We start from the raw sequence: 26,483 nt of genomic DNA on the forward strand, positions 1-26,483 counted from the left end.
CAGCCGTCGGACACAACTTCCGCCGCATCCTCGCCTGGCTGAGATATCTCTTGTGCCTGTTCCTGGCCCAGCTATGGCGCACGCTCGCCCGGCCAGCCTCGATCAATCCGGCTTCTTAACGGACGACTGCGTAACCCAGTCGCTGTTCGGCGCGATCGACGACGCCTTGAAGCCGGAGGCGATCACGTAAGCCCAACGACGTCGGCCCGACTACGTAAGACTACGGGGTAGGGCTTGTTGGATAAAATTTGCAGCAGTTCTGTAAGTCGTTTGCAGAACCCTTTCCTTAGAAGCGGAACTCCAGCCAAGGTAGGGGTTATGCGAATGGGAAATCTTCCGGATCACGGTTTACCGCTGGTTCAGCTTAAGGAGCAGCGGCGCGATCTCGTGGTGGCGCTGCAAAACCGCAAGGGACCAGTGGGCAGCTGGGAATTGATGCAGATCGCCGCGATCCAGCAGGCGATCTCGGCGTTCGAGGATGTGATTGCCGACCTCGATGCGGAGCTCGAGCTCGAGGCCGCAGCGGCCTGAGCTTTTTTAGTTCAGCCGCGTTTTCTTCACGCGAACCGGTGTGCACGTCGCTCGAAAAGTCGGGCGAACTGATCAGGCCTGCAGATAGCGGCCTTCGAGCGCCTTGCGCTCGGCCTGGCCGAGCCCGAGGCCGTCGCGGAAATAACCGTCGAGGCCGCCATAGTCGGCATCGATCGCCTCGAATGCAGCCTCCAGAAACGCCGCGCGCACGGTGCCGAGCACCTGCTTGACGTCGTCAGGCAACTCGGTGCTATGGGCCGGGTCGCGCTTGTAGAACTGGTTGGTCAGGAGATAGTCGTCCGCGATCACCTGCTCGGACACGCCGAGCGCGTGCAGGATCAGCGCGCAGGCAAATCCGGTGCGGTCCTTGCCGGCGGTGCAGTGGATCACGAGCGGCGCCCGGTCTTCCAATAGATGAGCAAACAGCGTGCGGTAGCGCGCCGTGTTGTCCTGCACATAGCCCCGGTAGGAGTCCCGCATCACGTCGATCGCATCGGCTTCCGAGAGCTGACGGTTGCCGGCGATCTCGCGCAGCGAAGCCACCACGGTCGGCTCGACGGGAAGCGAATGCACGGTGACGTCGCTCATGCCGCAGAGCGCCTCGGCGCGCTCGGCGACGCCGCGAAAATCGAACGCGCTCCTGACCCCGAGCGAGCGCACCACGGCAACGTCCTGCTTGGTGAGATGCCCAAGATGGTTGGAGCGGAAGATCTGGCGCCAGCGCACCGTCCGGCCGTCGCGCGTCTGGTAGCCGCCAAGGTCGCGAAAATTGCTGGCGCCGGCGAGATTGAGATGACGGGCAGGGGCTTCGGACATCGGGCGGGCCTGTTGCAGCTGATGAGGTCTTGGCGCAGGAATAGCGGCGCAGACAGGTCTATAACCGGCCCGTTGGGGGGAGAATATGACTTATCGCGGGGGCGCCATTGTCATCGGCGCAATTCTTTTCGAGCTCTTTGGTTCCTCGAACGTGTCGGCGCAGTCCGCCTTCCGGAATTATCATTGCGCTGACGGCACGCAGTTCATTGCCGGGTTCTTCAACGGGGATACGCGCGCGCATCTGCAACTCGACGGCAAGGCGGTGACGCTGAAGAAGCGCCTGTCGCTGACGGGCACGCGCTACAAGGGCGGCGGGGTCACGCTCGAGATCAGCCGGGCCGGGCTTGCCAGGCTCCGGCATGCGAGGCGGCCGGCGACGGCATGCGAGCTGGCATGAAAAAAGGGCCGAAACGCTCGCGTTCCGACCCTTGTTATTGTTCTGCTGCTGTCTGACGTTTTTGCGTCGCGCCCCTCGATCGCATCGGCATCAGTGATCGCGGCCCGGCTTGGCGTCGTCGATGGCCGCCTGATGGTACCAGCTCTCGCTGCAGACCGAGGTCTCGACTTCAGCGGCGAGTTCGAGCGCGGTCCGCGTCTCGCCGTAGCGGCGTCCGCCAAGAGCCGCGCGGCCTCCTGCCGGGAATTGATAGATTGTTGCCGATCCCTGGATCGGTCCTTGGTTTTGGCCCGTGGTGATCATGTCAAAGTCTCCTTTGGCCGGAGCGAGCCTCCATGGTGCGCCCGACTCATTCGCGTGTGGTTACCGTGTTTTCGATATCGGCCCGGGCTCGGCGGGGTGCAAGTGACCAAGAAATAGTCATCGTTTGATCAATTCGTGGGCGGATTCGGGTTTGCTTCCTGTGAGGCAGGATGCGGCTGACCAACGCTTGAGCCGCGACGATGGTTGCGGGGCACCCGATCGTCGGACACGAACGGTCACATGGCGCTGCCGCCGCATTAAGCGGCGGGCGATGCCGTAGCCGAATTTGCTGCAGAAACGGGCGGCGGAGGGCGCGGGGAGAAGATTTTGACTGACCGCGGCGCATGCCAGCCGCGCTGCTATGTCGCAGAAAAAAATGCGATCTCCGCTGTGGACATCCGCGGTCAGGCGGCGGCCGCACTGCAGCGACTGGCATTTTAATTGCTTAGTAAGAGCCGGCCGATGGTGGCCGGGTACGCGTGCGGCGGCCGACTGGCTTTCGGTTCCTCACGGTTTTGCATCATCAACAGAGAGGTTCAATGACCAAGTACAAGCTCGAGTATATCTGGCTCGACGGATATACGCCGACGCCGAGCCTGCGCGGTAAGACGCAGATCAAGGAATTCGCGTCGTTCCCGACCCTCGAACAGCTTCCGCTGTGGGGCTTTGACGGTTCGTCCACCCAGCAGGCTGAAGGCCACAGCTCTGACTGCGTGCTGAAGCCGGTCGCCTGCTATCCCGACGCCGCGCGCGAGAACGGCGTGCTGGTGATGTGCGAAGTCATGATGCCCGACGGCAAGACGCCGCATGTCTCGAACAAGCGCGCCACCGTTCTGGATGACGAAGGCGCCTGGTTCGGCTTTGAGCAGGAATACTTCTTCTACAAGGACGGCCGTCCGCTCGGCTTTCCGGAAGAGGGTTATCCGGCGCCGCAGGGCCCGTACTACACCGGCGTCGGCTACAAGAACGTCGGCAGCGTCGCCCGCAAGATCGTCGAAGAGCATCTCAATCTCTGCCTCGCCGCCGGCATCAACCACGAAGGCATCAACGCCGAAGTGGCGAAGGGCCAGTGGGAATTCCAGATCTTCGGCAAGGGCTCCAAGACCGCCGCTGACCAGATGTGGATGGCCCGCTACCTGATGCTGCGCCTCACCGAGAGCTACGGCATCGATATCGAATTCCATTGCAAGCCGCTCGGCGACACCGACTGGAACGGCTCGGGCATGCACGCCAACTTCTCGACCAAGTACATGCGCGAAGTCGGCGGCAAGGAGTACTTCGAGAGCCTGATGAAGGCCTTCGACAAGAACCTGATGGATCACATCGCCGTCTACGGCCCGGACAACGACAAGCGCCTGACCGGCAAGCACGAGACCGCGCCCTGGAACAAGTTCAGCTACGGCGTGGCTGACCGTGGTGCCTCGATCCGCGTGCCGCACTCGTTCGTCAACAACGGCTACAAGGGCTATCTGGAAGACCGTCGCCCGAACTCGCAAGGCGACCCCTACCAGATCGCTTCGCAGATCCTGAAGACGATCTCCGAGGTTCCGACCGGCGCCAAGGCTGCGGCTTAAATGGCTGCGGCCTAAGCTGCTATCGGACCCGGATGGAGCCATCCGGTACCGCAAATCGGGTCCGCCAGGGCGATAGCCTTGGCGGACCTTCGCTGTTTAGCGATACCCTTTGCAGGCGGCGTTCCGCCGAAACCGATTTCGCTGCGTTATGAACCGCGCTAGATAACGGGTGCATCTTGGCTGCCGGGGACGCGGCGCTTGTTTGAGGGGTTTTACAAGGTCCGGTTCGAACTCGGCGGCGCCGTCGGCCGCAGCGTGATGTATGTCGGCGATGGCAAGATGCTGGGCGGCAATTCGGCGTTCGCCCATATCGGCACCTACGAGAAAGCCGGCGACGAGGTCGCAGTCGAGATCCAGACCGTCCGCCATAACCCCGATCCGAACTACCGCGCGATGGCCGGTACCGATGACGCCACGCTGATTGCCAAAGGCCGGCCGGACGGCGACCTCTACCGCTTCAAGGGCGAGCTGAAGGAGTTGCCCGGCGTGCCGTTCCAGTCGGTGATGACGCCGATCACCGAGGGGGACATCCCGCTCGCCGGCGGGGTCGGCGAGGGCGGCGTCATCAACGGGCTCTATTCGATCCACATCCGCGTGCTCGACGGGGTCGACGGCGGCCTCACCGGCGTGATGCTGCTGAACAACGGCCGCATCCTTGGCGGCGACGCCTTCTTCTACTATCTCGGCACCTACACTTCCGAGAAAGGCCGCTGGAAGGGCCAGATCCTCAATCAGGAGCACACTTCGGCGATGGGCGAGAACCCGATCTTCGGCGGCCACGAGGTCGGCATCGGCTTTGCCGGCACCTGCGACGCCGAGGGCGCCGTGCTGGAGGCGACCGCGCTTGCCGGCAAGCGCAGCCTGCGCCTCATGGCCGCGCTCAAGTTGATGCGGCGGGCATAGGCCATATGAGCAATTCGGTTCGTGTTCTTTCGACACTGGCGTTGAAGGGCGCGGTCGCGCGGCTTGCCGCCGCCTATCAGGCGGCGAGCGGCGTTGCGATCGACGCCGATTTTGCGCCGACGCTGGCGCTGCTCAAACGCCTGCGCGGCGGCGAGGGCGCCGACCTCGTGATCCTGACCCGCGAAGGCCTCGATGAGATGATAGGCGAGGGCCGCGTTGCGCGGGAGAGCGCAGTGGATCTTGCGCGTTCCCATGTCGGCGTCGCGGTGAAGGCGGGGGCGGCGCATCCCGACATCGCAACTGAAGCCGCGCTGCGTGCGGCGCTGCTCGGTGCGCGGGCGGTGGCCTATTCGCGGCTCGGCGCCAGCGGTATCCTGTTCGCGCAGCTGATCGCGCGTCTCGGCATTGTGGCGGCGATCAACGCGCGGGCGGTGATCATTCCGAGCGGCTTCACCGCGGAAAAGCTCGTCAGCGGCGACGCCGATCTCGCAATCCAGCAGATCAGCGAGTTGAAGCAGATCGAGGGCATCGAGGTCGTCGGGCCGATTCCGCTGGATTTGCAGACCCCGGCGGTGTTTTCCGCCGGCCGCATGGCAGCCTCACAGCGCGCAGCGGCCGCCGATCATCTGCTGCGCTATCTGTCGTCGGCTGATGTCGCGCCGGTGCTGCGCGAGACCGGGCTCGAGCCTTGAATTTGCCCGCACCGCGACGCAACCTGCTGGTCATGTTCAAACCACTTCACGCGATTGTCTTTGCTGCGGCGCTTGCCGCGCCCGTGTCTGCCCACGCGCAATCGGCCGACCTCGTGCTGTGCGACCGGCTTGCCGCCGATCCCACCGATCCCGACAAGCCGGCCGACGTGAAGGGCGTGCCCGACATCGCGTCGGCCGACATCGCGACCGCGATCAAGTACTGCGCGGTGGCCGCAAGATCGTCGCGCCGCGCGATGTACCAGCTCGGCCGGGCCTATGCCGCCAACCGGCAGACGGCGGAAGCCGCAAGCGCTTGGCGCAAGGCGGCCGACAAGGGCTCGACCTCGGCGATGGTCGAACTCGGCGTGCTTTACGGCAACGGCACCGGCGTTGCCAAAGACGAGGCGCAGGCGCGCAAATTGTTCGAGCGCGCGGCGCAGGCCGGCAACGCGCGCGGCGTCAGCAATCTCGCTGCGCTCGGCGGCGGCGGCGCGGCAGCTGATCCGGCACGCGCGCGCGAATTGCTCGCCAAATCCGCCGAGACCAATGCCGAAGCGCAGTACCAGCTCGGCATGATGCTGGCCGAAGGCCAGGGCGGCGCGCAGGACGATGCCGGCGCGCGGGCGCTGTTCGAGAAGGCCGCTGCGCAGAACCATCCGGGCGCGCTGGAGCGGATGGGCGCCTTCGCGCAGGCCGGTCGCGGCGGGCCGAAGGACAGCGATGCCGCGAAAGCCTATTACGAGCGGGCGGCGGCGCTCGGCGACGAGGATGCCAAGAAGGCGCTGGAGCGGGCCCGCTGTCCCTATGTCATCAAGGACAAGCGCGGCAATGCCGTGACCAATCTCTGCTTCTGACCGAACTGGAACGCTCGCCGCGGCATGTCGTTGACATGCGAAAGGCATTGGCGAGGCGTTGCGATGATCCGCAAACTAAGTTCCGGCGGGTACCGGCTCTATTCCCGCAAGGTCAATCCGAAGACCGGCAAGCGCCGCAATCTCGGCACCTTCAAGTCGCGAGCGGCGGCGGAGAAGCACGAGCGCGACGTGCAGTATTTCAAGCGCCACTAGTTGGGAGTTGCGCGACTTAAGGCACTGGGCAGGCCGCTCCGGTCTTCACCCAGGCCTCGACCAGCGCGCCGGCCTGCGCCTGCGTGCCCGGTGCCGGTGCGCGGCCGAAGCCGGGATGCCAGGCCCAGCCCACTAGCGTGTCCTTGCCGATATGCTCGACCAGCTCCTCGACCTTGCGGCCGCCATTGCGTGCGGGGTCGCGGATTTGCGCGCAAATCTCGCCGACGGTCTTGCCGGCCCATGCCATCTCGCGCGGCGCAAGGTGCCATTCCGGGTGGCCCGGCACCCGACCGGGATCGAAATTGGCGTGCTGGTGACAGATCGAGCAGCGCATGGCGTCCTTGCCGTGGCCGTCCGCACCGCGCGTCACCGGCGGCTGATGCATGCGGCTGATATCGCCCTGCCGCGGGCTGTCGCCGGCGGGATGGCAATTGGTGCAGCGCGGATGCGTCAGAACCTTGCCGAGCTCGGTGAAGATCGCCGCCGAGCGCTGCTCGACATTCCCGATGCCGGCAAAGCTTTCCGGCGAGGCGAGGGCATGGCTCGCGCTTTCCGACGCCGCGTAGCCCGCGCACAGGCTGGTCGCGAGCGCCGTCAGCACTGCAACGATCCGAAACCGCGTTTCCGATGGCATTGCTTGCGCGCTCACTTGCTAGCGGTCAGATAGCGTTTGGAATCGGCGAGGATCACGTCGCGCACCGCCTGGTGATACTTGATGTAGCCGGTGCAGCGGCACAGATGGCCGTCGAGCGCATCCGCAATGACGCTCTCGAGCTGGTCCCGCGCCACCGGCGCCTTCGCCAGCCGTTCGAGCAGCACCTGGCCCTCGTTGAGGAAACCGGCCGTGCAATAGCCGCACTGGAACGCGAAGTGGTCGATGAAGGCGCGCTGCAACGCCGAGAGTTCGCCGTCCCTGGCGTGGCCCTCGACGGTGCGGATCGCCTTGCCGTCGAAATTCGCGGCCGGCACAACGCAGGTCGGGGTGGTGTAGCTCGTGCCGTCGGGATTATCGATGATGACGGCACAGCTCAGGCATTGCGCGGCGCCGCAGCCGAACTTGGTGCCGGTCATGCCGAGCATTTCCCGAAGGAAATCGTTCATCGAGAGGTCGTCGCGGACCTCGATCGGGCCGTGCTTCCGGCCGTTGATGGTGAGGTTGAGCGTCGTCACGCCAGCGCTCCCTTGAGCAGGCTTGTTGTCACCGGCAGTGAGCGGAAGCGGTGGCCGGTGGCATCGTTGATGGCGTTGAGCAGCGCCGGCACGATCGGGATCATCACCACCTCGGCCATGCCCTTCGGCGGCTCGTCCGGCGTCAGCGGCGGCAGCATCTCGATCTCGAGATTGTGCAGCGGCAGGTCGGAGCCGCGCGCGATCAAGTACTGGCCGAGATTCCACTGCCCGTTGCCGGGCCCGCCTTCGAACGGCGGCAGGGTTTCCAGCAACGCGTAGCCGACGCCCATCGCGAACCCGCCATGCGACTGGCCGAGCACCACTTCTGGCACCAGCGCCTGGCCGCATTCGAACACGCTGTAGGCCTTGGCGATGCGCAGGATTCCGGTCGCGCGCTCGATCTCGACGCGGACCAGCGTGCCGCACATCGAGGTGTAGGCGGTGCCGATCCGGTTGTTGTCGGTCGGCGGGAATTTCACGCTTGTTCGGTCGATCCGCTCGAACTGGCTTCGGCCGCGACGAACAGCGAGCGCGTCGATCTCGGCGCGATACTGTTCGCCGAACAACGGGAAGCGGGCGCGCGACCAGGCCCAGCGCGAGAAGCTGTGCGCGATGGCGCCGGTGACGAAGCCGCGCGCATGCGCGGTCGCGGCAAGCTTTGCCAACGGCAGCGGCGCGAGATCGTCGAGCACCAGCTGGCCATCCTTCCAGCGCGCTCTGTCCCGTAGGCGGGTGCGGGGATCGGCCTTGGCGATGTGCCAGAGCTCGAGCGCCGCCGGCCACAGGCCGAAGCGGAAGATGACGCGGGCCGCCTCGGCCGACGAGTGCGTGCCGACATGGGCACCGATCGATGCGCTGGTCGCTGAGCTGATCGCCGGCACCCAGCGCGGGTTCCTCTCGGCGATATCCTGGGTCTTCTGATCCATCGTGTAGGGATCGCCCGAGGTGACCAGGCCAAGCGCGTCATAGCTGTCGACCCGGGAGACCGCGACCTCATCGGCGACGGCGCCGAGATGACTCGCGACCCGGTTGGCGAGCGCGGTGCCGACGCCATTGCCCATCTCGACGTGGTCGCAGTGGATCGCGATCCGTCCCTCGGGGTCGATCTCGACCCGGCCGAGCGAGCAATCCGCGCCCGAGCCGTAATCCTTGGTGACGCAGGCGACGCCGGTGCCGACCAGGCGTCCCTCCGGTGCCTTCTGCTTGAACTCAGCGCGCTGCCGCCAGATCGGATGCGTCTCGAGCTTGTCGAGGATGTCTGATGTGCGCACCGACACGATGTAGGGATTGCCGGTCATGGTCCGGCCGTTCTGCTTCAGCGCATTGTTGCGCCGGAATGCGATCGGATCGACCTTGAGCTCGCTCGCCGCCTCGTCGATCAGGACTTCTAGCGCGGTCATGGTCTGCAGCGTGCCGTAGCCGCGCATCGAGCCTGCGGTGACGCCGCGCGAATGCAGCGCCACGGTGGTGACGTCGACTTTCGGGATGTCGTAGATGCCGATCGCAGCGGTCGCGGCGACGACCGCGACATTGGCGGAGAAGTTGGCGAGCCCGCCGCCGTCGAGCACATGATCGGCGGCGAATGCCGTGATCTTGCCGGTGGCGCGATCGATGCCGATCCGCGAGCGCATCTTGATCGGGTGGCGTTTGATGCCGCCCTGGAATTGCTGGTAGCGGTCCTGCGCCAGCCGCACCGGCCGGCCCGGGAAGAACATCGCCGCCAGCGCCACATAAAGCACGAACGGGGTATGGTCGCGGCCGCCGAAGCCGCCGCCGACATGGGCGAACTGCGCGTTGATGTGCGAGGGCCGGAACGGCGGGCGAGCCTTGCCGAGCATGAAGGCGATCGACTCGGTCGCCTCATAGGGCGACTGCACGCCGAGCACCAGTTCGAGATTGCCGCTGTTGTCGCTGTACCAGGCGAGCCCGCTCTCCGGTTCCAGGAACATCGGATCGACCGACTGGGTCTCGAACTCGCGGTCGAGCACGAGCTGTGTCGGATCGTCCTTGGCGAGCTGGGCGCGGATCGCTTCGCCATGGGTTGCGGCCTTGGCGTAGTCGGCCTTGGTCTCCTTGGCGAGCGGCAGCCAGACCGGCAGCGCCGCGTTCTGGATGCGGCTCGGCGAAACCCAACCGGCCTGGATCGGCGAATAGACGTCGGGCGCGTCAGGCGTGGCGCCCGCCACGCGCGTGAAGCGATACGCGCCGTAGTTCGGCAGGATGACAGGCCCGGTCTCGTCGCCGAATTTGACGAAGCCGCCGTCACGCAGCGCGAGGCGCGCGCGGTCGAAGGCGTCGAACTGCTCGAAGATCAACAGCGCGACCGGCTGACCGAGATAGAGCGGCGTCTTGCCGACTGGGCAGAACAGGTCGCCGGTGTAGAATTCCGGGACCCGCGTGCCGATCCGGTCGAGATCGGCAGCGGTCACGATAACCGACGGCTTTGCCGAACCATCGAGACGGGCGAGGTCCATGCCGGCATAGACATGCGTCGCGTCATCGGCGCGGACCAGGATGGCATGCGCGGTGGTCGCGGGCCAGCCCGGCATGTCGGCGGCGCGGAAGTCGGACGCGTAGAGTTTTGCGCCGGTGACCTTGGCGACGCCGTCGACACGGCCGGCGCCCTTTTCCGCCGGGTTGAAATGGCCGCGGCCGGGCAGCGTCTCGCGGGTCGCGAAAGCCGGTTCCTTCGCCAGCGCCAGATGCGACAGGCTGACCGAGATGCCGCCTGCCGACAACCACTTCACGAAATCGCGTCGCGAAGGCCGCATGGTCTGATCTTTCATCGACACCTCGACGACGGCATATCGCGCCGGGGTTTAACAATTGGTGCAATACACGCGAAAGTATTGCGGCAAAGCGAGCGCAACCGCAACGCCGCAATAGGTCGTAGCTGCCTCACTTGTAGCTTTGGTCTCACTTCAGGTCGGCGATGGTGGCCGGTCCCGGACCCGGCGTGATCAGCGTCGGCCACTGCTTGGAACCGAACGGCACCAGCGGCGGCAGGAAGGCGGTCATGCCGCGCTTCTTGGTCTCGGCGATGATCGCCTCGCGCGCGTCGCCCCCCATCAGCTCATAGTCCATCAGGTGATAGCTGCCGAAGAACAGCGCGCCGACCGAGCGGTCCGCGATGATCCGGGTCAGCGACTCCAGCATGTCCGACGGCGTGGTGCTGAAGGAGATCGTCTCGATCAGCATCAGGCGGCCGTTGATGGCGTCGGGCCCGAAGAACTGCGCCAGCACGCTGAAGATCACGTTGTTCTGCCGCGCCACATAGATCGTGTTGCTCGCGCCGTAGGTCTTGTCCCAGTCGGCGCCGAGTTGCGACTTCCAGTCGGCCATGACCGTCATCCAGTGCGCAACCTGGGTCTGCGCAGCCCAGGCGACGTTCCTGGCGAGCAGCGGCGCCTGCTTCTTGCCGAACGCCTCGAGCGTCGCGAAGGGGATCGCGCCGGCAGTGAGGCATTCATCCATGAAGGCGATGTTGTTCTTGAGGATGGCACGGTTGTTGTCGCGCCAGTCCGCCTGCATCGGCGTGGCATCGAGCCCGTCGAGCGCCGACTGCATCCGGCTGCGATAGGCCTGCATCGAGCCGCGCCACGCCTTGTCGTCGGGATTGTTGACATAGGGGCCGACCACCTCGGCCAACGCCATCGTGCTGTGGCCGACCGATTTGAGCAGCTGATAGACGATCGGCACCTGCGGCGCTTCGGTCGGCGGCTTGCCCGGCCGGTACAGGATCAGGCGGCCGCCGGCGCCGGAGAACAGGCCGAGGATCACCGGGTGCTTGTCGAGGATGTTCTTCTGGAAGATCCGCGCCGCATCGCCATAGAGCTCGAACATGCCGGTGTTGAGCGCGAGCACGTCCTTGGTCGCGACGTCGGCCGGCGTTGATGAGGTCTTACCGGAGATCGGCCCCATATAGTCGGGCAGCGACTGGGCCAGGGCTGTGCCGCCGCTGCCGAGCAGCAGCGCCAGCGCGGCGGCCAGACCAAAGCGATTGATCATGTGATGCTCCTCGAAGCCTCGCCTGTGTCGAGGCCGGGTGCGGCCGCGCGACCATTGGCGGAATGCGCAAATGCTTGGACACAATGAACTGGGAGAGTAGAGAACCGGCAGACCGGATCCCGCGTGACGCAGCACGACGCGGGCGGTGCCTACAGCTAAGCGACGAATCGGCCGCTGTCCACACCCGGACATTGCGGGTTTGCCTGCGCCAAAAGACGCAATGGTGCGGCGTTCGGCCCGGTGCTATGTGGCGAATAGAATCAATTTTATTTTTTGGATTTTTTGCGTGCTCAACGGACTTTACAAGGTCGAGTACGGCATCAACGGCGCATTCGGCCGCAGCATCATGTGCATGCATGACGGCAGGATGCTCGGCGGCAATTCGGCCTTTGCCCATCTCGGCACCTATCAGGTGACGGAAGGCGAGATCGCCGCCGAGGTGATCACCGAGCGCCACAATGACGATCCGAACTTCAAGCCGCTGATGGGCGCCGACGTCACCGTCATCAAGGTGCGCGGCAGGAGCGAGGGTTCCACCATCCTGCTCGAGGGCAAGGCCGACGCCATGCCGGACGGCGTGTTCTGGGCGAATTTGGCGCCGCTCGACGACGAGGCCTTGCCGCCGCGCGGGGCGGTTGGTCCCGGCGGCATCGTCAACGGACTGTACTCGATCCATCTGCGCGCGCTCGACGGTGTCGATGCCGGGCTCACCGGGGTCATGCTGCTGATGGACGGCCGCATCCTCGGCGGCGATGCGTTCTTCTACTATCTCGGTTCGTATTCGTCGGCCGATGGCCGCTGGCGAGGCGAGATCGTCAACCAGGAGCATACGCCGGCGAAGGGCGAGTACCCGGTGTTCGGCGGTTATGAAGTCGGCATCGGTTTTGCCGGTTCGTGCCGTGTGGACGGTGCCGAGCTCGAAGGCATCGCGCTGGCCGGCAAGCGCAGCCTTCGTCTGTCCGCCGAATTGCGGCTGATGCGCCGCGCCTGACGAGAGCCCGTCAATCCTTGATCAGAAGCACGCCGCCGATGATCAGCGCGATGCCGGCCAGCCGTGAAACCGACACCGGGTGCTGCGCCAGCCCGAACAGGCCAAAATGGTCCATCGCGATGCCCGCGAGCATTTGACCCGCAACCACCAGTGCCAGCAGGGTCGCGGCGCCGAGCGGCGGCAGCAGCAGGATCATCAGCAGGATAAAGATGCCGCCGAGGACGCCGCCGCTCCAGGCCCACCACGGCACAGCCGTCACCAGCTTCCAGGACGGCACCGGCTCGCGCGTCGCGACCAGCACGACCGCCATCGTCACGAGCCCGCCGAGATAGCTGACGAGCCCGGCCCAGGCCGGCGAGTTGAGGGCGGACCTGAGATTGCCGTTCAGGACCTGCTGAACCGCGACGCAGATGCCGGCGCCGAGCGCGAGCAGATAGAGAAGCCAGACTTGCATAAGATGCCCCAAAACCGATCGTCGAACCGCTTCATGTCATATTCGATTGGCAACGATCGTGGCATGCACGAAACGCGGCACGAACCTGCGGAATGGGCTTCCACCGACGTCCCAGATCGAATAAGAGGCCGCAAACCCTCAGTTCCCCAGTATTAGAGCATGATCCGCCTCGATAACGTCTCCAAGCAAGTCGGCCACCAGATCCTCTTCATCGAAGCCTCCGCGGCGCTAAAGAAGGGCGAGAAGATCGGCCTCGTCGGGCCGAACGGCGCCGGCAAGACCACGCTGTTCCGGATGATCTCGGGCCGGGAAATCCCGGACGAGGGCCAGGTCTCGCTCGATCGCGGCATTTCGATCGGCTATTTCAGCCAGGATGTCGGCGAGATGTCCGGCCGCAGCGCGGTCGCCGAGGTGATGGATGGGCCAGGGCCCGTCAGCGTGGTCGCGGCCGAGCTCAGGGAACTCGAGGCCGCGATGGCCGACCCCGATAAGGCCGACGAGATGGACGATATCATCACGCGCTATGGCGAGGTGCAGCATCAGTTCGAGGAGCTCGACGGCTATGCGCTCGACGGCCGCGCGCGCGAGGCGCTGGCAGGTCTCGGCTTCAGCCAGGAGATGATGGACGGCGACGTCGGCAAACTCTCCGGCGGCTGGAAGATGCGGGTGGCGCTGGCGCGCATCCTCTTGATGCGTCCGGACGTCATGCTGCTCGACGAGCCGAGCAACCATCTCGATCTCGAAAGCCTGATCTGGCTCGAGCAGTTCCTGAAGGGTTATGAGGGCGCGCTGCTGATGACCTCGCATGACCGCGAGTTCATCAACCGGATCATCAACAAGGTGGTCGAGATCGACGCCGGCCAGCTCACCACCTATTCCGGCAACTACGAGTTCTACGAACAGCAGCGCGCGCTGTCCGACAAGCAGCAACAGGCGCAGTTCGAGCGGCAGCAGGCGATGCTCGCCAAGGAGATCAAGTTCATCGAGCGCTTCAAGGCGCGCGCCTCGCACGCAGCCCAGGTGCAGAGCCGGGTCAAGAAGCTCGACAAGATCGAGCGGGTCGAGCCGCCTCGGCGGCGGCAGACCGTGGCGTTCGAATTCCAGCCGGCGCCGCGCTCGGGCGAGGATGTCGTCAGCCTGAAGAACGTCCACAAGGCCTATGGCAGCAAGCGCATTTATGACGGCCTCGACTTCATGATCCGTCGCAAGGAGCGCTGGTGCGTGATGGGCATCAACGGTGCCGGCAAGTCGACGCTCCTGAAGCTGGTCGCCGGTTCAACCGAGCCCGACGACGGCGCGGTCGCGGTCGGCGGCAGCGTCAAGATGGGCTATTTCGCCCAGCATGCGATGGACCTGCTCGACGGCGAGCGCACCGTGTTCCAGTCGCTGGAGGACGCGTTTCCGCAGGCCGGGCAGGGCAGCCTTCGCGCGCTCGCCGGCTGCTTCGGCTTCTCCGGCGACGACGTCGAGAAGAAGTGCCGGGTGCTCTCGGGCGGCGAGAAGGCGCGGCTCGTCATGGCGAAGATGCTGTTCGATCCGCCGAACTTCCTGGTGCTCGACGAGCCGACCAACCATCTCGATCTCGCCACCAAGGAGATGCTGATATCAGCGCTCTCTGAGTTCGAGGGCACGATGCTGTTCGTCTCGCACGACCGGCACTTCCTCGCCGCGCTCTCCAACCGCGTGCTGGAGCTGACCCCTGACGGCATCCATCAATATGGCGGCGGCTACACTGAATATGTCGCGCGTACCGGCCAGGAAGCGCCGGGACTGCGGAGCTAGCTCAAGCTCTCCACCGCGCGCAAAACGCCTCGACATCGCCGGACTGGAATTCGGGCAGGCGTTCCCAGATGGTTTCAGCCGGCCAGTTCCACCAGGCGATCTGCGACAGCTCGGCGGCGATCTTGCGATTGAACCGCTCCTTGATCGGCCGGGCCGGCACGCCGCCGACGATGGTGTAGGGTGCGACATCGCGCGAGACCACGGCGCCGGCCGCCAGCACCGCGCCGTCTCCGACGGAGACGCCGGGCAACACGATCACGCCGTGGCCGATCCAGACGTCGTTACCGATCACGACGCGATCCGCGCGTCGGTTCCTGAAGAAGTCATGATCGCGCTCGGCTGTGGCCGTGTAGTATTCCGGGCAGTAGGTGAAGCGATGCTGGGAGGGGCGCTCGAGCGGATGATTGGGCGCGCCGATCCGGACCTGCGCCGCAATCGCGCAGAAGCGGCCGATCACGGCGTCGGCGACGATGCAGCCGCTGCCGAGATAGGAGTAATCGCCAAGCTCGGTGTATTCGATCGCGGTGTCGCCGAGCACTTCGCAACAACGTCCGACCTTGACCTCGCGCAGCTTGACCGTCGGCTCGATGACGGTTTCGGCGATCTTGGGGCGGGTCAGGCTCGGTGCGTTCATAGCGTTGTCCTCGATGCGACGAGCCGCTTCAGTCGCACAATTTCTATGACGAAGAGATGACAGGAGGCCGGATCTAACGCCCGGTGAGGCGGGCGATGGTCTCGATCTCGTTGGTCCAGATGCCGCCGGAATAGCTTTCGGGCAGGCGACGGAACAGATCGGCATCGTCGACCCCGGTAGAGAATTCGCCGCCCTGATAAGGCCCGAGCACGAACACCGCGCTGTTGGCCGCGGCTATGCGGTTGAGGAAGCGGTCCGGCCATCCCCATAGCCAGGGCGCGTAGTTGATCGGAACCAGCACGATGGCGTTGCGGCAGGCATCAGGCACGATGCCGGTCCAGCCATAGCCGATATAGCGGATGAGGCAGCTCTTGAGCGCCGCGCGGGAAATGGTGCGGGTCTCCGGCGCAAGCCGCCGGATCGTCTCGATCGGCTCGTCGCCGCCATAAACCATGATCAGCTTGCGCCGTTCGGCGGCGAGCCGGTTCAAGACCGTTGCGAGCTTCTCGCCTTCGGAGGGATCGCGGCTCTTGACGTTGATCAGGAGCCGGCGATCCGGAAAGGTCTTGAGCACCTCGTCCAGCGACGGCATCAGGCCGATGCCCTTGCCGCGGAACGGAAAGGTCTTGCCGCCATCGGCGGTGTAGCCATAGCCGATATCGAGCATCTTGAGCCGCGCCATCGGCTGTTCGCGGGTGACGCCTTGGCTGTCGGTGCGGCAATCGACGGTCCAGTCGTGAAACACCGCGAACTCGCCGTCGGTCGTCGGATGGACGTCGAGCTCGACGATATCGGCGCCGCGCTCGAAGCTCGCCCGCATCGAGCGGATCGTGTTCTCGAGATAGTCATGGGTCGGCGGCAGCATGCGCGCCGCGGTGCAGGTGTCGTTTTTGAGGTCGCGCTCGTCGAAACGCTGCGCCATGCCGCGATGGGCGAGCAGCACCGGCTTGCCGCCGGCATGCGTTGCGAGAAGGCTCGTGTTGTTGAGGTAGATTGCGGCGGCGACGGCAACGATCGCCGCTGCCGCGTATTTCAGTTTCCTGCCCAAGCGACTCGGTTCCTTGCTGGATCGCCGGCCCGGGTAGGGGGGCTTTCTGGTCGATTTGCGGCGGCCTAATCCTTCAAGCCGTCCACTGCGGCAATCGCCCGCACCATCACGTCCTGGAGTGCCGCGCTGTTGGCGGGATTCGACTGGCGGCGACGGCCGGGATCGTCGAAATCGTGGGTGGCACCCGGATAAACCACGACGTCGATTTTGCTGCCGGCAGCAACGGAGCGGCTGGCGACGTCTCGGCAGCGGTCGGGCGATACTTCCTCGTCGTCCGTGCCGAGCAACATCGTGATCGGTGCTGCCGACCTGAGCGTCTGCGCCAGCAGCGCGGCCGGCCCGCAGCCCGGATAGAACACGAGCGCGGCGCGATAGCCCGACGTCGGGCCTTGCCGCTGCATCACGTTCAGCGCGGTGCTGCCGCCGTTCGACCATCCCTGCAGGAAGATGCGGTTGCCGCTGATCTCGTTCTGACTGCGCAGCCAGCTCAGCGCGCCCTCGGCGTCGAGCGGCCGCACGGTCTTCTCATTGACGTCGGTGCGATCAGGATCGTCATGGGTGAAGCGGCCGAAGCCGTGCGCCTTGCCGCGCGGGCCAAAACTGTCCGGCAGCAACGCGAAATAGCCGTGGCCGGCCCAATACTGTCCCCACATCGCGTGGCGCTTGGACAGGCTGCCGGCATTGCAGGCCGCCGACGGATTGGTCTGCGACACCAGCGTGCAGTCCTTGTTGACGTTGATCGAATAGGGCCCGCCGCGGCCGTGCAGCAGCACGATGGCAGGGTGCGGACCTGGCGTTTGCGGCCTGAACAGGTAGCCGACGATCTCGGTCTTGCCGTCGGCGCTCGGAAAGAAAACGGTGTCGGGCGCGGCTGCCGCCGCTGTCGGCAATGTCGTGAGCATCAGGAGGACGATCGGAATCGCGCGATGGGTCATTCCCGCAGCATGAGCAGGATTTCGGATGAATTGCGGCATGGTTGTTTCCCTCCAGCAATGCAAAGCCGCATGGCGTGCTGCACGGTGCTCGGCTTGTGAGGCGAGGTGCCGCCGCTACGCTTTACAAAAAACCGGGAGCGAAACAACCATGAAGCAAATCAGGATCGGCGACATCACGATCGATGCGGTGATCGAGCGCGAAGGACCGTGGCGGCGGCCGCAGGATTTCTTCCCGACCTATAACGACGATGTGTTCAAGCATCATCTGAAGACGATGGAGCCGGAGGTCTTCGACGCCGCGCGCGGCATGATGGTGATCACCTATCAGACCTTCGTGGTGCGGACGCCGCGCTACACCATCCTGGTCGATACCTGCACCGGCGAGGACAAGGGCCACCCGCCGCCGTTCGACTTCCCGGGCAAGGAGCGCTGGCGCAACGAGCTGTTCGCGCTCGGCATCTCCTATGAGCAGATCGATTATGTGTTCTGCACCCATCTGCACATCGACCACACCGGCTGGAATACGACCCTGCGCGACGGGCGCTGGGTGCCGACCTTCCCGAACGCGAAATACGTCTTCCACAAGGGCGAGTACGCGGCCTGGGAGGCCGAGAACGCCAAGGGCGCCAATCCGCCCGGCACGGTGTTCCGCGACAATTGCCTGCCGATCGTCGAGGCCGGGCAGGCGCTCCTGGTCGACGACGACTACGCGCTCGACGACACCGTGACGCTGACGCCGACCCCCGGCCATTCGCCCTGCCATTGCTGCGTCAATATCTTCTCGAAGGGGCAGCGCGCGGTGGTCGCGCGCGACCTGATGCACCATGCGATCCAGTGCCGCGAACCGGAATGGTCGGCCAAGCCCGATTGGGACCCGAAGCAGTCGGCACTATCGCGGCGGAAGTTCTTTGCGTCCGTTGCCGAAACCGACACGCTGATCCTGCCGATCCATTTTCCGGCCCCGACGGTCGGCCTGATCAAGGCGGATGGCGATCGCTTCGACTATCGCTTCAAGCGGGAGTAGGCGCGCGACAGTCGGCAGCTCAAGGTCACCGCGCTGCGCGGGTCCGGTGCGGGACTTGGGTCAGAAACCGTTCCAGATCGGCGCACAGGCGATGCGCCATTTCCTCGTCGATCGCAAACGTCGCGACGGTGCCGGCGCAGTCGATCTCGATGGTCCCGCGCAACGGTGCGGCGGAGGCGGTCGATACCGTGATGTTGGTCGCTCTCTGCACGGTCATGTCGTCAACTTCCCTTCGGGCCGGTTGCGCCAATCCACATTTGGCAATCCTCACCTTGGAATGACGGGGCGTCCCTTGCGCCGTCTCTCTTCGATGAACCTCACGCCGATCTCGGCGCCGTCGACGCGAACCAGTTCGCAGCGGCGGAAAGCCAATCCACGCGAGGACAGCACCAGGAAGAACTCCTGGGCCTTCAGCACATCGAGCGTTCCGTCGACCTCGAGGCGGGCCCCGCTCTGCGAGACGTCGAGCAGGATGCAACTCCGCCGCCATGTGCCGTCGACACCCATGAGATTGACGGGATAGCGCGTCTCGAGCCTGACGCGTTCCGCCCTGCGGTCACCATACGTCATTCATCACTCACACTGCCTGGGAGCGCTTCGCGGTCAGCTCGCTAAGCGAACCAAACCGGATCGTGCGCTGCGCGTTGGATAGCGCCAGTCCTTCAAACATGTCCCGTGCGCGCTGCAGCTCATCGGGTGCAACCGTCAGCCCGGCCTTCCGGTAGCTGACGATGGCAGCCGTCGTGTTCCAGTTCAGTCGCGATGCGCGGCAGGCGATCACGAGTCCGCTGATGTCGGCGGCTTCTATCAGCGGTGCGATCGTCTCGATCGGCACGGTTGCGAGCTGCGCCAGCGCCGCAACGACGTTGCGGACCTCTCGCCTGATCGCGAAACGGTTGACGCTGGAATCGTTCAACTGCCCGGTTCTGTTCAAGGCCAGCACGGTGGCCCGCGCCTCCGCATAGTCGATTGTGGCTGGTGGGGTTGCGGAGGCGCGGGCTGCGCTGGCATCGATCGCAGCGCGGATCGCGTCCCGGGGCGTGCGCGTTTGAGCAGCCGGGCCTGTTGGCGCGGCGTTGATCGCATCACGAGGTCGACAAGAACGCGGTGGGGCAGGTCGCTGCGCGATATCAGCGCGTCGGCGATGTCGTCGTCGCGCTCGGCGGCATCGACCATCATGGCGAGGCCTGCGCTGGTCAGATCAGCGCCGGGATTGCGCGCGAGGACTCGAAGCACGCTGCTGTCGCCTCGCATCAGGAGAATGTCCGTGAGCTCCGCATTGACGGCCTTGCGTCCTGCGATCGCGCAGAGGTGTCCCTCGGCCCGCATCCAGGCGATGTCGATCAGGTCGGCATCGGGGAGGCATTCGCATTTGCGCAGGATCGGAGCGGCGACATCGGCGTCGTCATGGTTGGCCAGACGGCGCGCGAGTTCCCGCGGCACCAGGCGCAAATCGGCAAGCGAGCGGCTGAGCGTGGTCAGGGTCCGCAGTTCGACGCTCTCGGTCAGACGGACCAGGATGCCGTCGAACATCTCGACGTGGTGCGCGCTGAGGCGGTGAGCGTCTTCGAGAAACAGCCCGGCCACCTCCTGCAGCATGCGCGTGCGGAGGTCGGGCGAGCCAGCTTTCAAGACATGGTCGAGTTTGGCAATAAGATCGGGCGAGGCAATAACTGTCATTGCGGTCTCTAAAATGGTCCGCGACGAGGAACATCATCGTTCCCGATGCCAATTTGCTCCTCGAATCTTTAATAGGGGTATAGAAATCGATGGGGAGGGCCGATCGCGGCGGTGGATATCCCGCTAAAGACTATCGAAATTCGGCAGCCGCGTTACATTGCCGGATTGTCCGGTGCGACGAACGGACCGCATTTTTCCTGATTGAACCTATTGGACGATTCGCATTTTGTGCATGGAATTTATTGATGAGGCCGGCGCGCAAGGCGCCGCGTCGCGCGCAATTTTTCAAGAGCATTTCACGGGAGCGGTCATTTGACGGCGCCATTACCGGTGCCGAGAGTCTTTCGTTTTGACGACGTTGATGCATTCCGGAGTTCGATCCGAAATCTGGATGTTGATTTCACGCCACTGGCGCGGAAGATTTCGGCCGAGCAGGTCATCCTGAGTTTGCCGGGATGCGAGCTCAACTACACGCAGTCCTTTCCGCGGATCGTCGACGCACAGCTTGCGCCGCACACCACTGCGGTCGGCTTCACGATGGATGACGGGGTCCCGATCCGCTTCAACGGCGTCGAGCGCGATCGCGCGGTCATTGTGCTCGGTGGCGGTGGCGCGTTCTACTCGTCGGTGGAGGAGACGCCCCGCCAATATGCCTCGGTGATGTTTACGCCGGAGATTGTCGACCGCGGCTGGCCGCAGGCAGGTCTCCATTTCAGCATTCACGAAATTTCTCAACGCGCGCAGGATCGGCTGCGCGAAGTGGTAAGGCACATCCTGCTCGTGACCTCGCAGCCGACCGAGGACGCCCCGTTCGCTAGCGGCGAGTCGATCAAGGAGACGCTGCTTGCGGCGATCGACAACGCCTTCGCCGAGATCGTACCGGCCAAGTGGACGACGCGGGCCAACACGACGCGCCAGTTCAAGGTCTTCAACGACGCGCGCGCAATTCTGGCAGGCGACGTGGCGCACCCGATCTACAGCGGCGAACTCGCCAGGCAGATCGGCGTGTCGGTGCGCACGCTGCATGACGCCATCCAGCGCTACCGGGGCGTCAGCCTGCATCGCTATTTGCGGTTGCGCCGGCTCTGGCTGGTGCGCCAGCAACTGCTGGCCGGTGCGCCGAGCGTCAAGACGTGCGCGCTGGCCTACGGATTTTGGCACTTAAGCGATTTTTCGCGCAGCTATCGGTCGCAGTTCGGAGAAGCGCCATCGGAGACACTGGCCGCCTCGCGCCGTCCGGGCGCCACCCGCGCCGATCCGTCCCGCGGACACGGTTCGTAACCATCGATCTGAACGGAATCTTAACGGCCGCCGACGAGCCTGTGGGTACGATTTCACCAGAGGCGGCCTGATGCATCCCCGGAGATTTGCGCGTGTTCGTCCGAGCGGATGCGTGTCCAGCGTGGTCAAGCTCCAGCTTGAACCGAAGGCGCCGCTGATCGAATGCCGGCTGGTGGATTATTCGGCCGGCGGGGCCTGCCTGGAATTTGCCAAGCCGACCCAGCTGCCGGAACGTTTCGAAATGTTTCACGGCAACACCAGGAAGCGTTGCCGGCGGGTCTGGAGCAGGGGCGTGCGGGTCGGCGTCTCGTTCTGAGGGCGCCTCAGAATACGCGTCCCGTCCAGCGGCCCTCTACCGCCAAAAGCCGATCGGGCCGCGCCCGGCGCGACCCGATGGTCTGTCCCCGATTGTGGGGGCGTGTAGACGCCCGTCGAGGGCTCAGGCGCCGCTCTGGCACTTCTTCATGAACGAGGTTTTGGCCGCGCCGGCGAGCTTCTTGCCGTCGGAGCCGACTGCCTTGGTCTCGCAGGCATCCGTCGTGCACTTCTTCATGAACGAGGTCTTGGCCGCGCCGGCCAGCGGCTTGCCATCCTTGCCGACGGCTTTCGTCTCGCAGGAGGCGTCCTGTGCAAATGCCGAACCGGCGGCAAAGGTCGCGATCACGGCCGCCAAGAAAATCCGCTTCATCTGGGTTCTCCCTAAACCAAACCAGTGGCCGGATTGGATACGGGATTCTTGGTCCGATCAAGTTCCCATGGCCGATTTTGTCGATAAAATAACCCGATCAGATCAAGGAAATTCCGCGTGCAGCGCGGAACAAAATCGGGGAAGCGCGGAATGGAATTCGAGACGCTGGTACAATCACGCAAAAGCGTGCGCGGGTTCAAGAAGCAGCCGGTGTCGCGGGCGACCGTCGAGGAGATCATCGAGGTGGCCAAGCGCGCGCCGTCCTCGATGAACACCCAGCCCTGGCATGTCCACGTCCTGACCGGGGCGCCGCTGGAGGAAGTGCGCCGCCGCAACATGGAAGAGATGGTCGCCGGTGCCAAGGTGAAGCGCGACATCGTCAGCCATGGCGAATACCAGGGCGTGCACCGCGGCCGCCAGGTCGACATCGCCAAGAAGCTGTTCGGCGCGATGGGGATCGCCCGCGACGACAAGCCGATGCGGCAGGATTGGGTGCTGCGCGGCTTCCGCCAGTTCGACGCCCCGGTGTCGCTGGTCCTGACCTACGACCGGATCCTTGATCCGGGCGCGGTCTGCCATTTCGATCTCGGCGCGCTCTGCTACGGCATCGTGCTGGCAGCCTGGGATCGCGGCCTTGGCAGCGTGATCAACGGCCAGGGCATCATGCGCTCCGACATCGTGCGCGAGGTCGCCGACATCCCGGAAGATGAGGTGATCATGACCTGCGTCGCGATGGGCTATCCCGACGACGGCTTTGCCGCCAATGCGGTGCGCTCCGACCGCGAGGCCAACAACGATTTTGTCCGCTACGTCGGCTTTGCCGATTAGCGCGGCGTCGTTCGCTTGCTCGGGGCAACAACCTCGTGCGGCGCGATCGGCTGCGCGATGCACGGGCGTGTCCGGCGACTACGCCGCGGGATATTGAATTCCGCGCCGTGAAACCATCGCGCGAGCGTGAGCGCGGCTGCGCGTTTCCGCTATTCCCGCCGGTAAAAAATGCGCTACTGGTTTTTTGAAGCACAACAGCGCAGGCGAGGAATCTCAGATGAGCGACGATGAACAGACAGCCATGATCCGCGAAACCGTCGCGAGATTCGTCGATCGCGAACTGATCCCGATTGAGCCGCACTATCTGAAATCGAAGCTGCCCGGCAGCGATCACCCCGAGCTCACGTCGGAACAGCGCAAGCGGCTGCGCGACGTCTCGAAGGAGCTCGGCCTCTGGGGCCTCGATGCGCCCGAGGATCTCGGTGGCCACGACCTGCCGACGCGCACGATGGCTGCGGTGCACGAAGAACTCGGCCGCAGCTGCGTGCCGTTCGTGCTGCCGCCGGACTCGCCGAACCTGCGCATGCTGCAGGCGGTCGGTACCGACGCACAGAAGAAGAAATATCTGCAGCCCTATATCGAAGGCCGGATGGCCTCGGCGATCGCGATCTCCGAGCCCGGCGCCGGCGGCGATCCCGCGGGCATGAAGACGCGCGCGGTGCTCGAAGGCGAACAGTGGGTGCTCAATGGCCGCAAGATCTGGATCAGCAATGCACGCGCCGCCGACTTCATCATCGTGATGGCGCGGGTCGGCAACGATCAGCGCCAGGGCGGCATCACCTCCTTCATTGTCGAGAAGGGCACGGCGGGCTTCATCATCGAGCGCGAGATCCCGATGGTCGGCGGCGGCTCGACCTACGAGATCGTGTTCGAGGATTGCCGCATCCCGAAGGACTCCGTGCTGGGCGAGGTCGGCAAGGGCTACGCGCCGATGCAGCTGCGGCTGCGCACGCGGCGGCTCGAGATGGGATCGACCTGCGTCGGCATCACCAAGCGTGCGCTCGACATGATGTGCGAGCACGCCAGGCAGCGCGAGACGTTCGGCGTCAAGCTCGCCGATCGCCAGGCGATCCAGTGGTGGATCGCCGACATCTCCACGCGCATGCATGCGTGCCGGCTGATGGTGCGCGAGGCCGCCGACAAGACCGACCGCGGCGAGGACATCCGCCACGAGGCTTCGATGATCAAGGTGTTCGCAACCGAGATGGCCTATGACGCCTGCGACCACGCCATGCAGACGCTCGGCGCGCTCGGCGTGACGCTGGAATTGCCGCTGAACGCGCTGTGGCAGAAGGCGCGCCTGATGCGGGTCTACGAAGGGCCGAGCGAGGTGCATCGCCAGGCGATTGCCCGCCGCGTGCTCGGCCTGCGCGGCGGCTAGCAGGGCGCGCGGCCCTCAGGCAAACCCGTCATTGCGAGCGCAAGCGAAGCAATCCATCGTGCCGCAGTGGAGACATGGATTGCTTCGTCGCTGTCGCTCCTCGCAATGACGAGGAGAAAACCTGCCACGTGGTCACCACGTGCTCTCGATTACGCGGCTCGCACGTCGGACAGGAAGCGGTTGACCTGGCCGGCGAGGTCCTTGGACTGCGTCGAGAGCTGTTCGGCCGCGCCCAGCACCTGGTTCGCGGCGCCGCCGGTGTCGTCGGCGGCGCGCTGCACGCCGGAGATGTTGGAATTGACCTCCTGCGTGCCGCGCGCGGCTTCCTGAACACTGCGCGAGATCTCCTTGGTCGCCGAGCCCTGTTCCTCGATCGCGGCGGCAATCGCGGTGCCGATTTGGTCGATCTCGGTGATGACGTCGATGACGCTCCGGATCGCCGTCACGGTCTCGTCGCTCGCGGTCTGGATCGCGGTGATCTGTTCGGAGATCTCCGTGGTTGCCTTCGCGGTCTGGCCGGCCAGCGACTTCACCTCGGACGCGACCACGGCAAAGCCGCGGCCGGCCTCGCCGGCGCGGGCCGCCTCGATGGTGGCGTTGAGCGCGAGCAGATTGGTCTGTGCCGCGATGCTCTGGATCAGCGTCACGACGTCGCCGATCTTCTGCGCCCCCTCGGCCAGCGAGCGCGCGGTGTCGCCGGTGCGCCGGGCATGATCGACCGCGCGTGCGGCGATCTCGGTCGAGGTCGCGACCTGGCGGGCGATCTCCGAAATCGAGGAGGTCAGCTCCTCGGTGGCACTCGCCACCGTCTGCACGTTGGTCGAGGTCTGATCGGACGCGGCGGCGACGACGGCGGCCTGGCGGTTGGTGGCGGCGGCGGTGTCCGACATCGATTGCGCCGTCTCCTCCATCACCGAGGATGCCGCGGACAATCCGCCGACCAGCTCGGTGACCTTGGCTTCGAAGGTGCGGGTCAGGTCGTCGAGCACGCGGGCGCGGCGCATCTTGACGTCGTTCTCGGCTTCCTTCTCGGCGGCGAGGCGATCGGCTTCGATCTTGTTGTCCTTGAACACCTGCACGGCGGCGGCCATCGCGCCGATCTCGTCCTTGCGCGCGGCGCCCGGAATCGTCTCGGCAACTTCGCCAGAGGCAAGGCGCGACATCCGGCCGGTGAGGGCGGCGATCGGGTTGAGGATGCGGCGGCGGACCATGACGATCAGGCCGGCGCTGACGGCAACGACCGCGAGCAGCCCGATCAGCGCCACCACGAAGCTGAAGCGCGCCGACGAATAGGCGCTCGCAAGGCCTTGCTCGGCATTCTCGTAGAATGCGTCGCGCACGGTGATGATGGAGGCGAGGCCGATCTGGGATTCGGCGTAATAGGTCTCGACGTCCTGCTCATACTTGCCGGAGATCGCGCCTTCCTTGGCGAGCTTCAGCGCCTTGCCGAAACGCTCGACGTAGTCGGCCTGCATCTTGCCCAGCGCCGTCAGGACATTGGCTGATGTCGCCGGATTGTTGCGCAACTCCTGCAGCGTCGAGAGGATCTGCTCGGTGCGGCCGGTGCTACGGAACAACTCCAGCTTCTCCTGTTCGGTCGCGACACGCTTGGCGCCGACCAGCGCCTTGTGCAGGCTGGCATTGAGGCCGCCAGTGTCGCGCAGCGTCCAGGCGACATTGGCGTAGCTGGCCTGGCGGTAGGCGTTGCCGTCGAGGCCGGCGAGGCGGCGCACCTGCTCGTCGAGCAGCACGGTGACGCCGGCGTTGAAGACGGAGTTGTCGGCGACGATCTTGGTTGCCGCCGGACGGCGGGCGTCGACCGGACCTGCGATCGCCTTCTCGATCGCGTCGCGGAGCGCGGCGAACTTGGCCTTCAGCGCATCGATCGCGCTCGCAACCGCTTCGCCGTCGTCGAGCGAGCCGGGCAGCGTGGCGCGGACCTGATTGACCTTGGCGAGCGCGCCGTCGGTCAGCTTGCGCAGCTTGTCGAGATCGGCGATCTGCTTCTGGTCGATCGCGCCGGGGCTGAACAAGAGGTTGGTGGACATGCCGCGCTCGGAGTTCATGTAGCGCGGGATGTCGCTGACGGCGCGGACGATTTCGAGCCGGCTCTGCGCGGTCGAGACCTTGTCCATGGTCTGGTACTTGGTCACCGCGACATAGGCCGCCAGTCCGCCGCCGACCGCGGACAATGAGACGATCGCGGCCGTCAGGAGAGTACCGATTTTCATGGGATGCGCGCCATTCTTGACGAGAGAGGGGAGGCCTCAACCGTAGCGGGCGTGCATTAAGCTTG

Annotated in this window: 30 protein-coding genes; 14 read left to right on the forward strand and 16 right to left on the reverse strand. The window is 65.1% G+C overall.

Annotation, left to right across the window (positions count from 1 at the left end; genetic code table 11):
• Window positions 1–324 precede the first annotated feature (324 nt).
• On the forward strand, window positions 325–531 hold the full coding sequence (locus tag I6F38_RS30605) for a hypothetical protein (RefSeq protein ID WP_035634033.1): 207 nt from the start codon (window positions 325–327) through the stop codon (window positions 529–531).
• 72 nt (window positions 532–603) lie between these two features.
• Here I6F38_RS30605 and I6F38_RS30610 read toward each other — a convergent pair whose 3' ends face one another.
• Entirely contained in the window at window positions 604–1,347 is a 744-nt protein-coding gene (locus tag I6F38_RS30610; protein WP_225163020.1) for a tyrosine-protein phosphatase, read from the reverse strand.
• An 85-nt stretch (window positions 1,348–1,432) separates the two neighbouring features.
• Here I6F38_RS30610 and I6F38_RS30615 point away from each other — a divergent pair, with 85 nt between their 5' ends.
• Window positions 1,433–1,744 carry an MliC family protein gene (locus tag I6F38_RS30615; RefSeq protein WP_028332324.1) on the forward strand — a complete coding sequence of 104 codons (312 nt, stop codon included), beginning with the start codon at window positions 1,433–1,435 and terminating at the stop codon, window positions 1,742–1,744.
• A 90-nt stretch (window positions 1,745–1,834) separates the two neighbouring features.
• Here I6F38_RS30615 and I6F38_RS30620 read toward each other — a convergent pair whose 3' ends face one another.
• On the reverse strand, window positions 1,835–2,047 hold the full coding sequence (locus I6F38_RS30620) for a DUF2735 domain-containing protein (protein ID WP_225163021.1): 213 nt from the start codon (window positions 2,045–2,047) through the stop codon (window positions 1,835–1,837).
• A 539-nt stretch (window positions 2,048–2,586) separates the two neighbouring features.
• Between I6F38_RS30620 and I6F38_RS30625 the strand changes: the two genes are divergently transcribed.
• The 5 genes from I6F38_RS30625 to I6F38_RS30645 all read left to right on the forward strand — a co-directional run bounded on the left by I6F38_RS30625 (window position 2,587) and on the right by I6F38_RS30645 (window position 6,283).
• The gene (locus tag I6F38_RS30625) at window positions 2,587–3,621 is read left to right on the forward strand and encodes a glutamine synthetase beta-grasp domain-containing protein (protein WP_024581543.1); all 1,035 of its coding nucleotides are present in this window, start codon (window positions 2,587–2,589) and stop codon (window positions 3,619–3,621) included.
• A gap of 198 nt (window positions 3,622–3,819) precedes the next feature.
• On the forward strand, window positions 3,820–4,524 hold the full coding sequence (locus tag I6F38_RS30630; protein WP_225163022.1) for a hypothetical protein: 705 nt from the start codon (window positions 3,820–3,822) through the stop codon (window positions 4,522–4,524).
• A gap of 5 nt (window positions 4,525–4,529) precedes the next feature.
• Window positions 4,530–5,216: a substrate-binding domain-containing protein gene (locus I6F38_RS30635; RefSeq protein WP_225163023.1), complete on the forward strand. Its 687-nt coding sequence runs from the start codon at window positions 4,530–4,532 to the stop codon at window positions 5,214–5,216.
• A 32-nt stretch (window positions 5,217–5,248) separates the two neighbouring features.
• Complete coding sequence (locus tag I6F38_RS30640) at window positions 5,249–6,070, forward strand: tetratricopeptide repeat protein (RefSeq protein WP_225163024.1); 822 nt, start codon at window positions 5,249–5,251, stop codon at window positions 6,068–6,070.
• Window positions 6,071–6,133: 63 nt separating this feature from the next.
• The gene (locus I6F38_RS30645) at window positions 6,134–6,283 is read left to right on the forward strand and encodes a hypothetical protein (protein ID WP_225163025.1); all 150 of its coding nucleotides are present in this window, start codon (window positions 6,134–6,136) and stop codon (window positions 6,281–6,283) included.
• Window positions 6,284–6,299: 16 nt separating this feature from the next.
• On the opposite strand, the gene I6F38_RS30650 is transcribed toward I6F38_RS30645, so the two are convergent.
• From I6F38_RS30650 to I6F38_RS30665, 4 genes are all read right to left on the reverse strand, one after another.
• Window positions 6,300–6,917: an Isoquinoline 1-oxidoreductase subunit gene (locus I6F38_RS30650; RefSeq protein ID WP_249794357.1), complete on the reverse strand. Its 618-nt coding sequence runs from the start codon at window positions 6,915–6,917 to the stop codon at window positions 6,300–6,302.
• An 11-nt stretch (window positions 6,918–6,928) separates the two neighbouring features.
• Complete coding sequence (locus I6F38_RS30655) at window positions 6,929–7,453, reverse strand: (2Fe-2S)-binding protein (protein ID WP_225163027.1); 525 nt, start codon at window positions 7,451–7,453, stop codon at window positions 6,929–6,931.
• Complete coding sequence (locus I6F38_RS30660; protein WP_225163071.1) at window positions 7,450–10,224, reverse strand: molybdopterin cofactor-binding domain-containing protein; 2,775 nt, start codon at window positions 10,222–10,224, stop codon at window positions 7,450–7,452. The genes I6F38_RS30655 and I6F38_RS30660 overlap by 4 nt, the downstream gene beginning before the upstream one ends.
• A 145-nt stretch (window positions 10,225–10,369) precedes the next feature.
• Window positions 10,370–11,461, reverse strand: coding sequence for a hypothetical protein (locus I6F38_RS30665; RefSeq protein WP_225163028.1), 1,092 nt, complete (start codon window positions 11,459–11,461; stop codon window positions 10,370–10,372).
• Between the two features lie 286 nt (window positions 11,462–11,747).
• Between I6F38_RS30665 and I6F38_RS30670 the strand changes: the two genes are divergently transcribed.
• Window positions 11,748–12,452 carry a GrlR family regulatory protein gene (locus tag I6F38_RS30670; RefSeq protein WP_225163029.1) on the forward strand — a complete coding sequence of 235 codons (705 nt, stop codon included), beginning with the start codon at window positions 11,748–11,750 and terminating at the stop codon, window positions 12,450–12,452.
• 10 nt (window positions 12,453–12,462) lie between these two features.
• On the opposite strand, the gene I6F38_RS30675 is transcribed toward I6F38_RS30670, so the two are convergent.
• Window positions 12,463–12,906, reverse strand: coding sequence for a DMT family transporter (locus I6F38_RS30675; protein WP_225163030.1), 444 nt, complete (start codon window positions 12,904–12,906; stop codon window positions 12,463–12,465).
• A 159-nt stretch (window positions 12,907–13,065) separates the two neighbouring features.
• Between I6F38_RS30675 and I6F38_RS30680 the strand changes: the two genes are divergently transcribed.
• A complete protein-coding gene (locus I6F38_RS30680; RefSeq protein WP_225163031.1) occupies window positions 13,066–14,688 on the forward strand; it encodes an ABC-F family ATP-binding cassette domain-containing protein in 1,623 nt (540 codons plus the stop codon).
• A 1-nt stretch (window position 14,689) separates the two neighbouring features.
• Here the strand turns inward: I6F38_RS30680 and I6F38_RS30685 are convergent, their stop codons facing one another.
• The 3 genes from I6F38_RS30685 to I6F38_RS30695 form a co-directional block, all read right to left on the reverse strand.
• Window positions 14,690–15,322, reverse strand: coding sequence for a DapH/DapD/GlmU-related protein (locus I6F38_RS30685; protein WP_225163032.1), 633 nt, complete (start codon window positions 15,320–15,322; stop codon window positions 14,690–14,692).
• A gap of 73 nt (window positions 15,323–15,395) precedes the next feature.
• Entirely contained in the window at window positions 15,396–16,370 is a 975-nt protein-coding gene (locus tag I6F38_RS30690) for a glycerophosphodiester phosphodiesterase family protein (protein ID WP_225163033.1), read from the reverse strand.
• Between the two features lie 65 nt (window positions 16,371–16,435).
• Window positions 16,436–17,344 (reverse strand): dienelactone hydrolase family protein, encoded by a 909-nt coding sequence (locus tag I6F38_RS30695; protein WP_225163034.1) that lies wholly within the window; start codon window positions 17,342–17,344, stop codon window positions 16,436–16,438.
• Window positions 17,345–17,453: 109 nt separating this feature from the next.
• On the opposite strand from I6F38_RS30695, the gene I6F38_RS30700 reads away from it, so the two are divergent.
• Entirely contained in the window at window positions 17,454–18,329 is an 876-nt protein-coding gene (locus tag I6F38_RS30700) for an MBL fold metallo-hydrolase (RefSeq protein WP_225163035.1), read from the forward strand.
• 25 nt (window positions 18,330–18,354) lie between these two features.
• Here the strand turns inward: I6F38_RS30700 and I6F38_RS30705 are convergent, their stop codons facing one another.
• Genes I6F38_RS30705 through I6F38_RS43805 form a run of 4 tightly spaced genes read right to left on the reverse strand, consistent with a single transcriptional unit; the run spans window position 18,355 to window position 19,928 of the window.
• A complete protein-coding gene (locus tag I6F38_RS30705; RefSeq protein WP_225163036.1) occupies window positions 18,355–18,546 on the reverse strand; it encodes a hypothetical protein in 192 nt (63 codons plus the stop codon).
• A 50-nt stretch (window positions 18,547–18,596) separates the two neighbouring features.
• Window positions 18,597–18,899 carry a PilZ domain-containing protein gene (locus I6F38_RS30710; RefSeq protein WP_028332307.1) on the reverse strand — a complete coding sequence of 101 codons (303 nt, stop codon included), beginning with the start codon at window positions 18,897–18,899 and terminating at the stop codon, window positions 18,597–18,599.
• 7 nt (window positions 18,900–18,906) lie between these two features.
• Window positions 18,907–19,356 carry a DUF2336 domain-containing protein gene (locus I6F38_RS43800; protein ID WP_346657145.1) on the reverse strand — a complete coding sequence of 150 codons (450 nt, stop codon included), beginning with the start codon at window positions 19,354–19,356 and terminating at the stop codon, window positions 18,907–18,909.
• Window positions 19,260–19,928 (reverse strand): DUF2336 domain-containing protein, encoded by a 669-nt coding sequence (locus tag I6F38_RS43805; RefSeq protein WP_346657143.1) that lies wholly within the window; start codon window positions 19,926–19,928, stop codon window positions 19,260–19,262. Before I6F38_RS43805 ends, I6F38_RS43800 begins: the two co-directional genes overlap by 97 nt.
• Before the next feature lie 393 nt (window positions 19,929–20,321).
• On the opposite strand from I6F38_RS43805, the gene I6F38_RS30720 reads away from it, so the two are divergent.
• On the forward strand, window positions 20,322–21,290 hold the full coding sequence (locus tag I6F38_RS30720; RefSeq protein WP_225163037.1) for an AraC family transcriptional regulator: 969 nt from the start codon (window positions 20,322–20,324) through the stop codon (window positions 21,288–21,290).
• Window positions 21,291–21,360: 70 nt separating this feature from the next.
• Window positions 21,361–21,606 (forward strand): hypothetical protein, encoded by a 246-nt coding sequence (locus I6F38_RS30725; protein WP_076832093.1) that lies wholly within the window; start codon window positions 21,361–21,363, stop codon window positions 21,604–21,606.
• Window positions 21,607–21,729: 123 nt separating this feature from the next.
• Here the strand turns inward: I6F38_RS30725 and I6F38_RS30730 are convergent, their stop codons facing one another.
• Window positions 21,730–21,978 (reverse strand): hypothetical protein, encoded by a 249-nt coding sequence (locus I6F38_RS30730; protein WP_021079659.1) that lies wholly within the window; start codon window positions 21,976–21,978, stop codon window positions 21,730–21,732.
• A gap of 150 nt (window positions 21,979–22,128) precedes the next feature.
• Here I6F38_RS30730 and I6F38_RS30735 point away from each other — a divergent pair, with 150 nt between their 5' ends.
• Both I6F38_RS30735 and I6F38_RS30740 read left to right on the forward strand, forming a co-directional pair.
• Entirely contained in the window at window positions 22,129–22,806 is a 678-nt protein-coding gene (locus tag I6F38_RS30735) for a nitroreductase (protein ID WP_092086314.1), read from the forward strand.
• A gap of 217 nt (window positions 22,807–23,023) precedes the next feature.
• Window positions 23,024–24,187 (forward strand): acyl-CoA dehydrogenase family protein, encoded by a 1,164-nt coding sequence (locus tag I6F38_RS30740; RefSeq protein WP_225163038.1) that lies wholly within the window; start codon window positions 23,024–23,026, stop codon window positions 24,185–24,187.
• Between the two features lie 149 nt (window positions 24,188–24,336).
• On the opposite strand, the gene I6F38_RS30745 is transcribed toward I6F38_RS30740, so the two are convergent.
• Entirely contained in the window at window positions 24,337–26,418 is a 2,082-nt protein-coding gene (locus I6F38_RS30745; protein WP_225163039.1) for a HAMP domain-containing methyl-accepting chemotaxis protein, read from the reverse strand.
• Window positions 26,419–26,483 lie beyond the last annotated feature (65 nt).

It is taken from the genome of Bradyrhizobium sp. BRP56, from assembly GCF_020194035.1.
GTDB classification, from domain to species: domain Bacteria; phylum Pseudomonadota; class Alphaproteobacteria; order Rhizobiales; family Xanthobacteraceae; genus Bradyrhizobium; species Bradyrhizobium australafricanum.

Bases quoted from the DNA above. Each gene is read 5' to 3' on its own strand.
- I6F38_RS30605 (WP_035634033.1), top strand. From the start codon at position 325: ATGGGAAATCTTCCGGATCACGGTTTACCGCTGGTTCAGCTTAAGGAG.
- I6F38_RS30610 (WP_225163020.1), bottom strand. From the start codon at position 1,347: ATGTCCGAAGCCCCTGCCCGTCATCTCAATCTCGCCGGCGCCAGCAAT.
- I6F38_RS30615 (WP_028332324.1), top strand. From the start codon at position 1,433: ATGACTTATCGCGGGGGCGCCATTGTCATCGGCGCAATTCTTTTCGAG.
- I6F38_RS30620 (WP_225163021.1), bottom strand. From the start codon at position 2,047: ATGATCACCACGGGCCAAAACCAAGGACCGATCCAGGGATCGGCAACA.
- I6F38_RS30625 (WP_024581543.1), top strand. From the start codon at position 2,587: ATGACCAAGTACAAGCTCGAGTATATCTGGCTCGACGGATATACGCCG.
- I6F38_RS30635 (WP_225163023.1), top strand. From the start codon at position 4,530: ATGAGCAATTCGGTTCGTGTTCTTTCGACACTGGCGTTGAAGGGCGCG.
- I6F38_RS30640 (WP_225163024.1), top strand. From the start codon at position 5,249: ATGTTCAAACCACTTCACGCGATTGTCTTTGCTGCGGCGCTTGCCGCG.
- I6F38_RS30645 (WP_225163025.1), top strand. From the start codon at position 6,134: ATGATCCGCAAACTAAGTTCCGGCGGGTACCGGCTCTATTCCCGCAAG.
- I6F38_RS30650 (WP_249794357.1), bottom strand. From the start codon at position 6,917: ATGCCATCGGAAACGCGGTTTCGGATCGTTGCAGTGCTGACGGCGCTC.
- I6F38_RS30660 (WP_225163071.1), bottom strand. From the start codon at position 10,224: ATGCGGCCTTCGCGACGCGATTTCGTGAAGTGGTTGTCGGCAGGCGGC.
- I6F38_RS30665 (WP_225163028.1), bottom strand. From the start codon at position 11,461: ATGATCAATCGCTTTGGTCTGGCCGCCGCGCTGGCGCTGCTGCTCGGC.
- I6F38_RS30675 (WP_225163030.1), bottom strand. From the start codon at position 12,906: ATGCAAGTCTGGCTTCTCTATCTGCTCGCGCTCGGCGCCGGCATCTGC.
- I6F38_RS30680 (WP_225163031.1), top strand. From the start codon at position 13,066: ATGATCCGCCTCGATAACGTCTCCAAGCAAGTCGGCCACCAGATCCTC.
- I6F38_RS30685 (WP_225163032.1), bottom strand. From the start codon at position 15,322: ATGAACGCACCGAGCCTGACCCGCCCCAAGATCGCCGAAACCGTCATC.
- I6F38_RS30695 (WP_225163034.1), bottom strand. From the start codon at position 17,344: ATGCCGCAATTCATCCGAAATCCTGCTCATGCTGCGGGAATGACCCAT.
- I6F38_RS30700 (WP_225163035.1), top strand. From the start codon at position 17,454: ATGAAGCAAATCAGGATCGGCGACATCACGATCGATGCGGTGATCGAG.
- I6F38_RS30705 (WP_225163036.1), bottom strand. From the start codon at position 18,546: ATGACCGTGCAGAGAGCGACCAACATCACGGTATCGACCGCCTCCGCC.
- I6F38_RS30710 (WP_028332307.1), bottom strand. From the start codon at position 18,899: ATGACGTATGGTGACCGCAGGGCGGAACGCGTCAGGCTCGAGACGCGC.
- I6F38_RS43805 (WP_346657143.1), bottom strand. From the start codon at position 19,928: ATGCTGCAGGAGGTGGCCGGGCTGTTTCTCGAAGACGCTCACCGCCTC.
- I6F38_RS30725 (WP_076832093.1), top strand. From the start codon at position 21,361: ATGCATCCCCGGAGATTTGCGCGTGTTCGTCCGAGCGGATGCGTGTCC.
- I6F38_RS30730 (WP_021079659.1), bottom strand. From the start codon at position 21,978: ATGAAGCGGATTTTCTTGGCGGCCGTGATCGCGACCTTTGCCGCCGGT.
- I6F38_RS30735 (WP_092086314.1), top strand. From the start codon at position 22,129: ATGGAATTCGAGACGCTGGTACAATCACGCAAAAGCGTGCGCGGGTTC.
- I6F38_RS30740 (WP_225163038.1), top strand. From the start codon at position 23,024: ATGAGCGACGATGAACAGACAGCCATGATCCGCGAAACCGTCGCGAGA.
- I6F38_RS30745 (WP_225163039.1), bottom strand. From the start codon at position 26,418: ATGAAAATCGGTACTCTCCTGACGGCCGCGATCGTCTCATTGTCCGCG.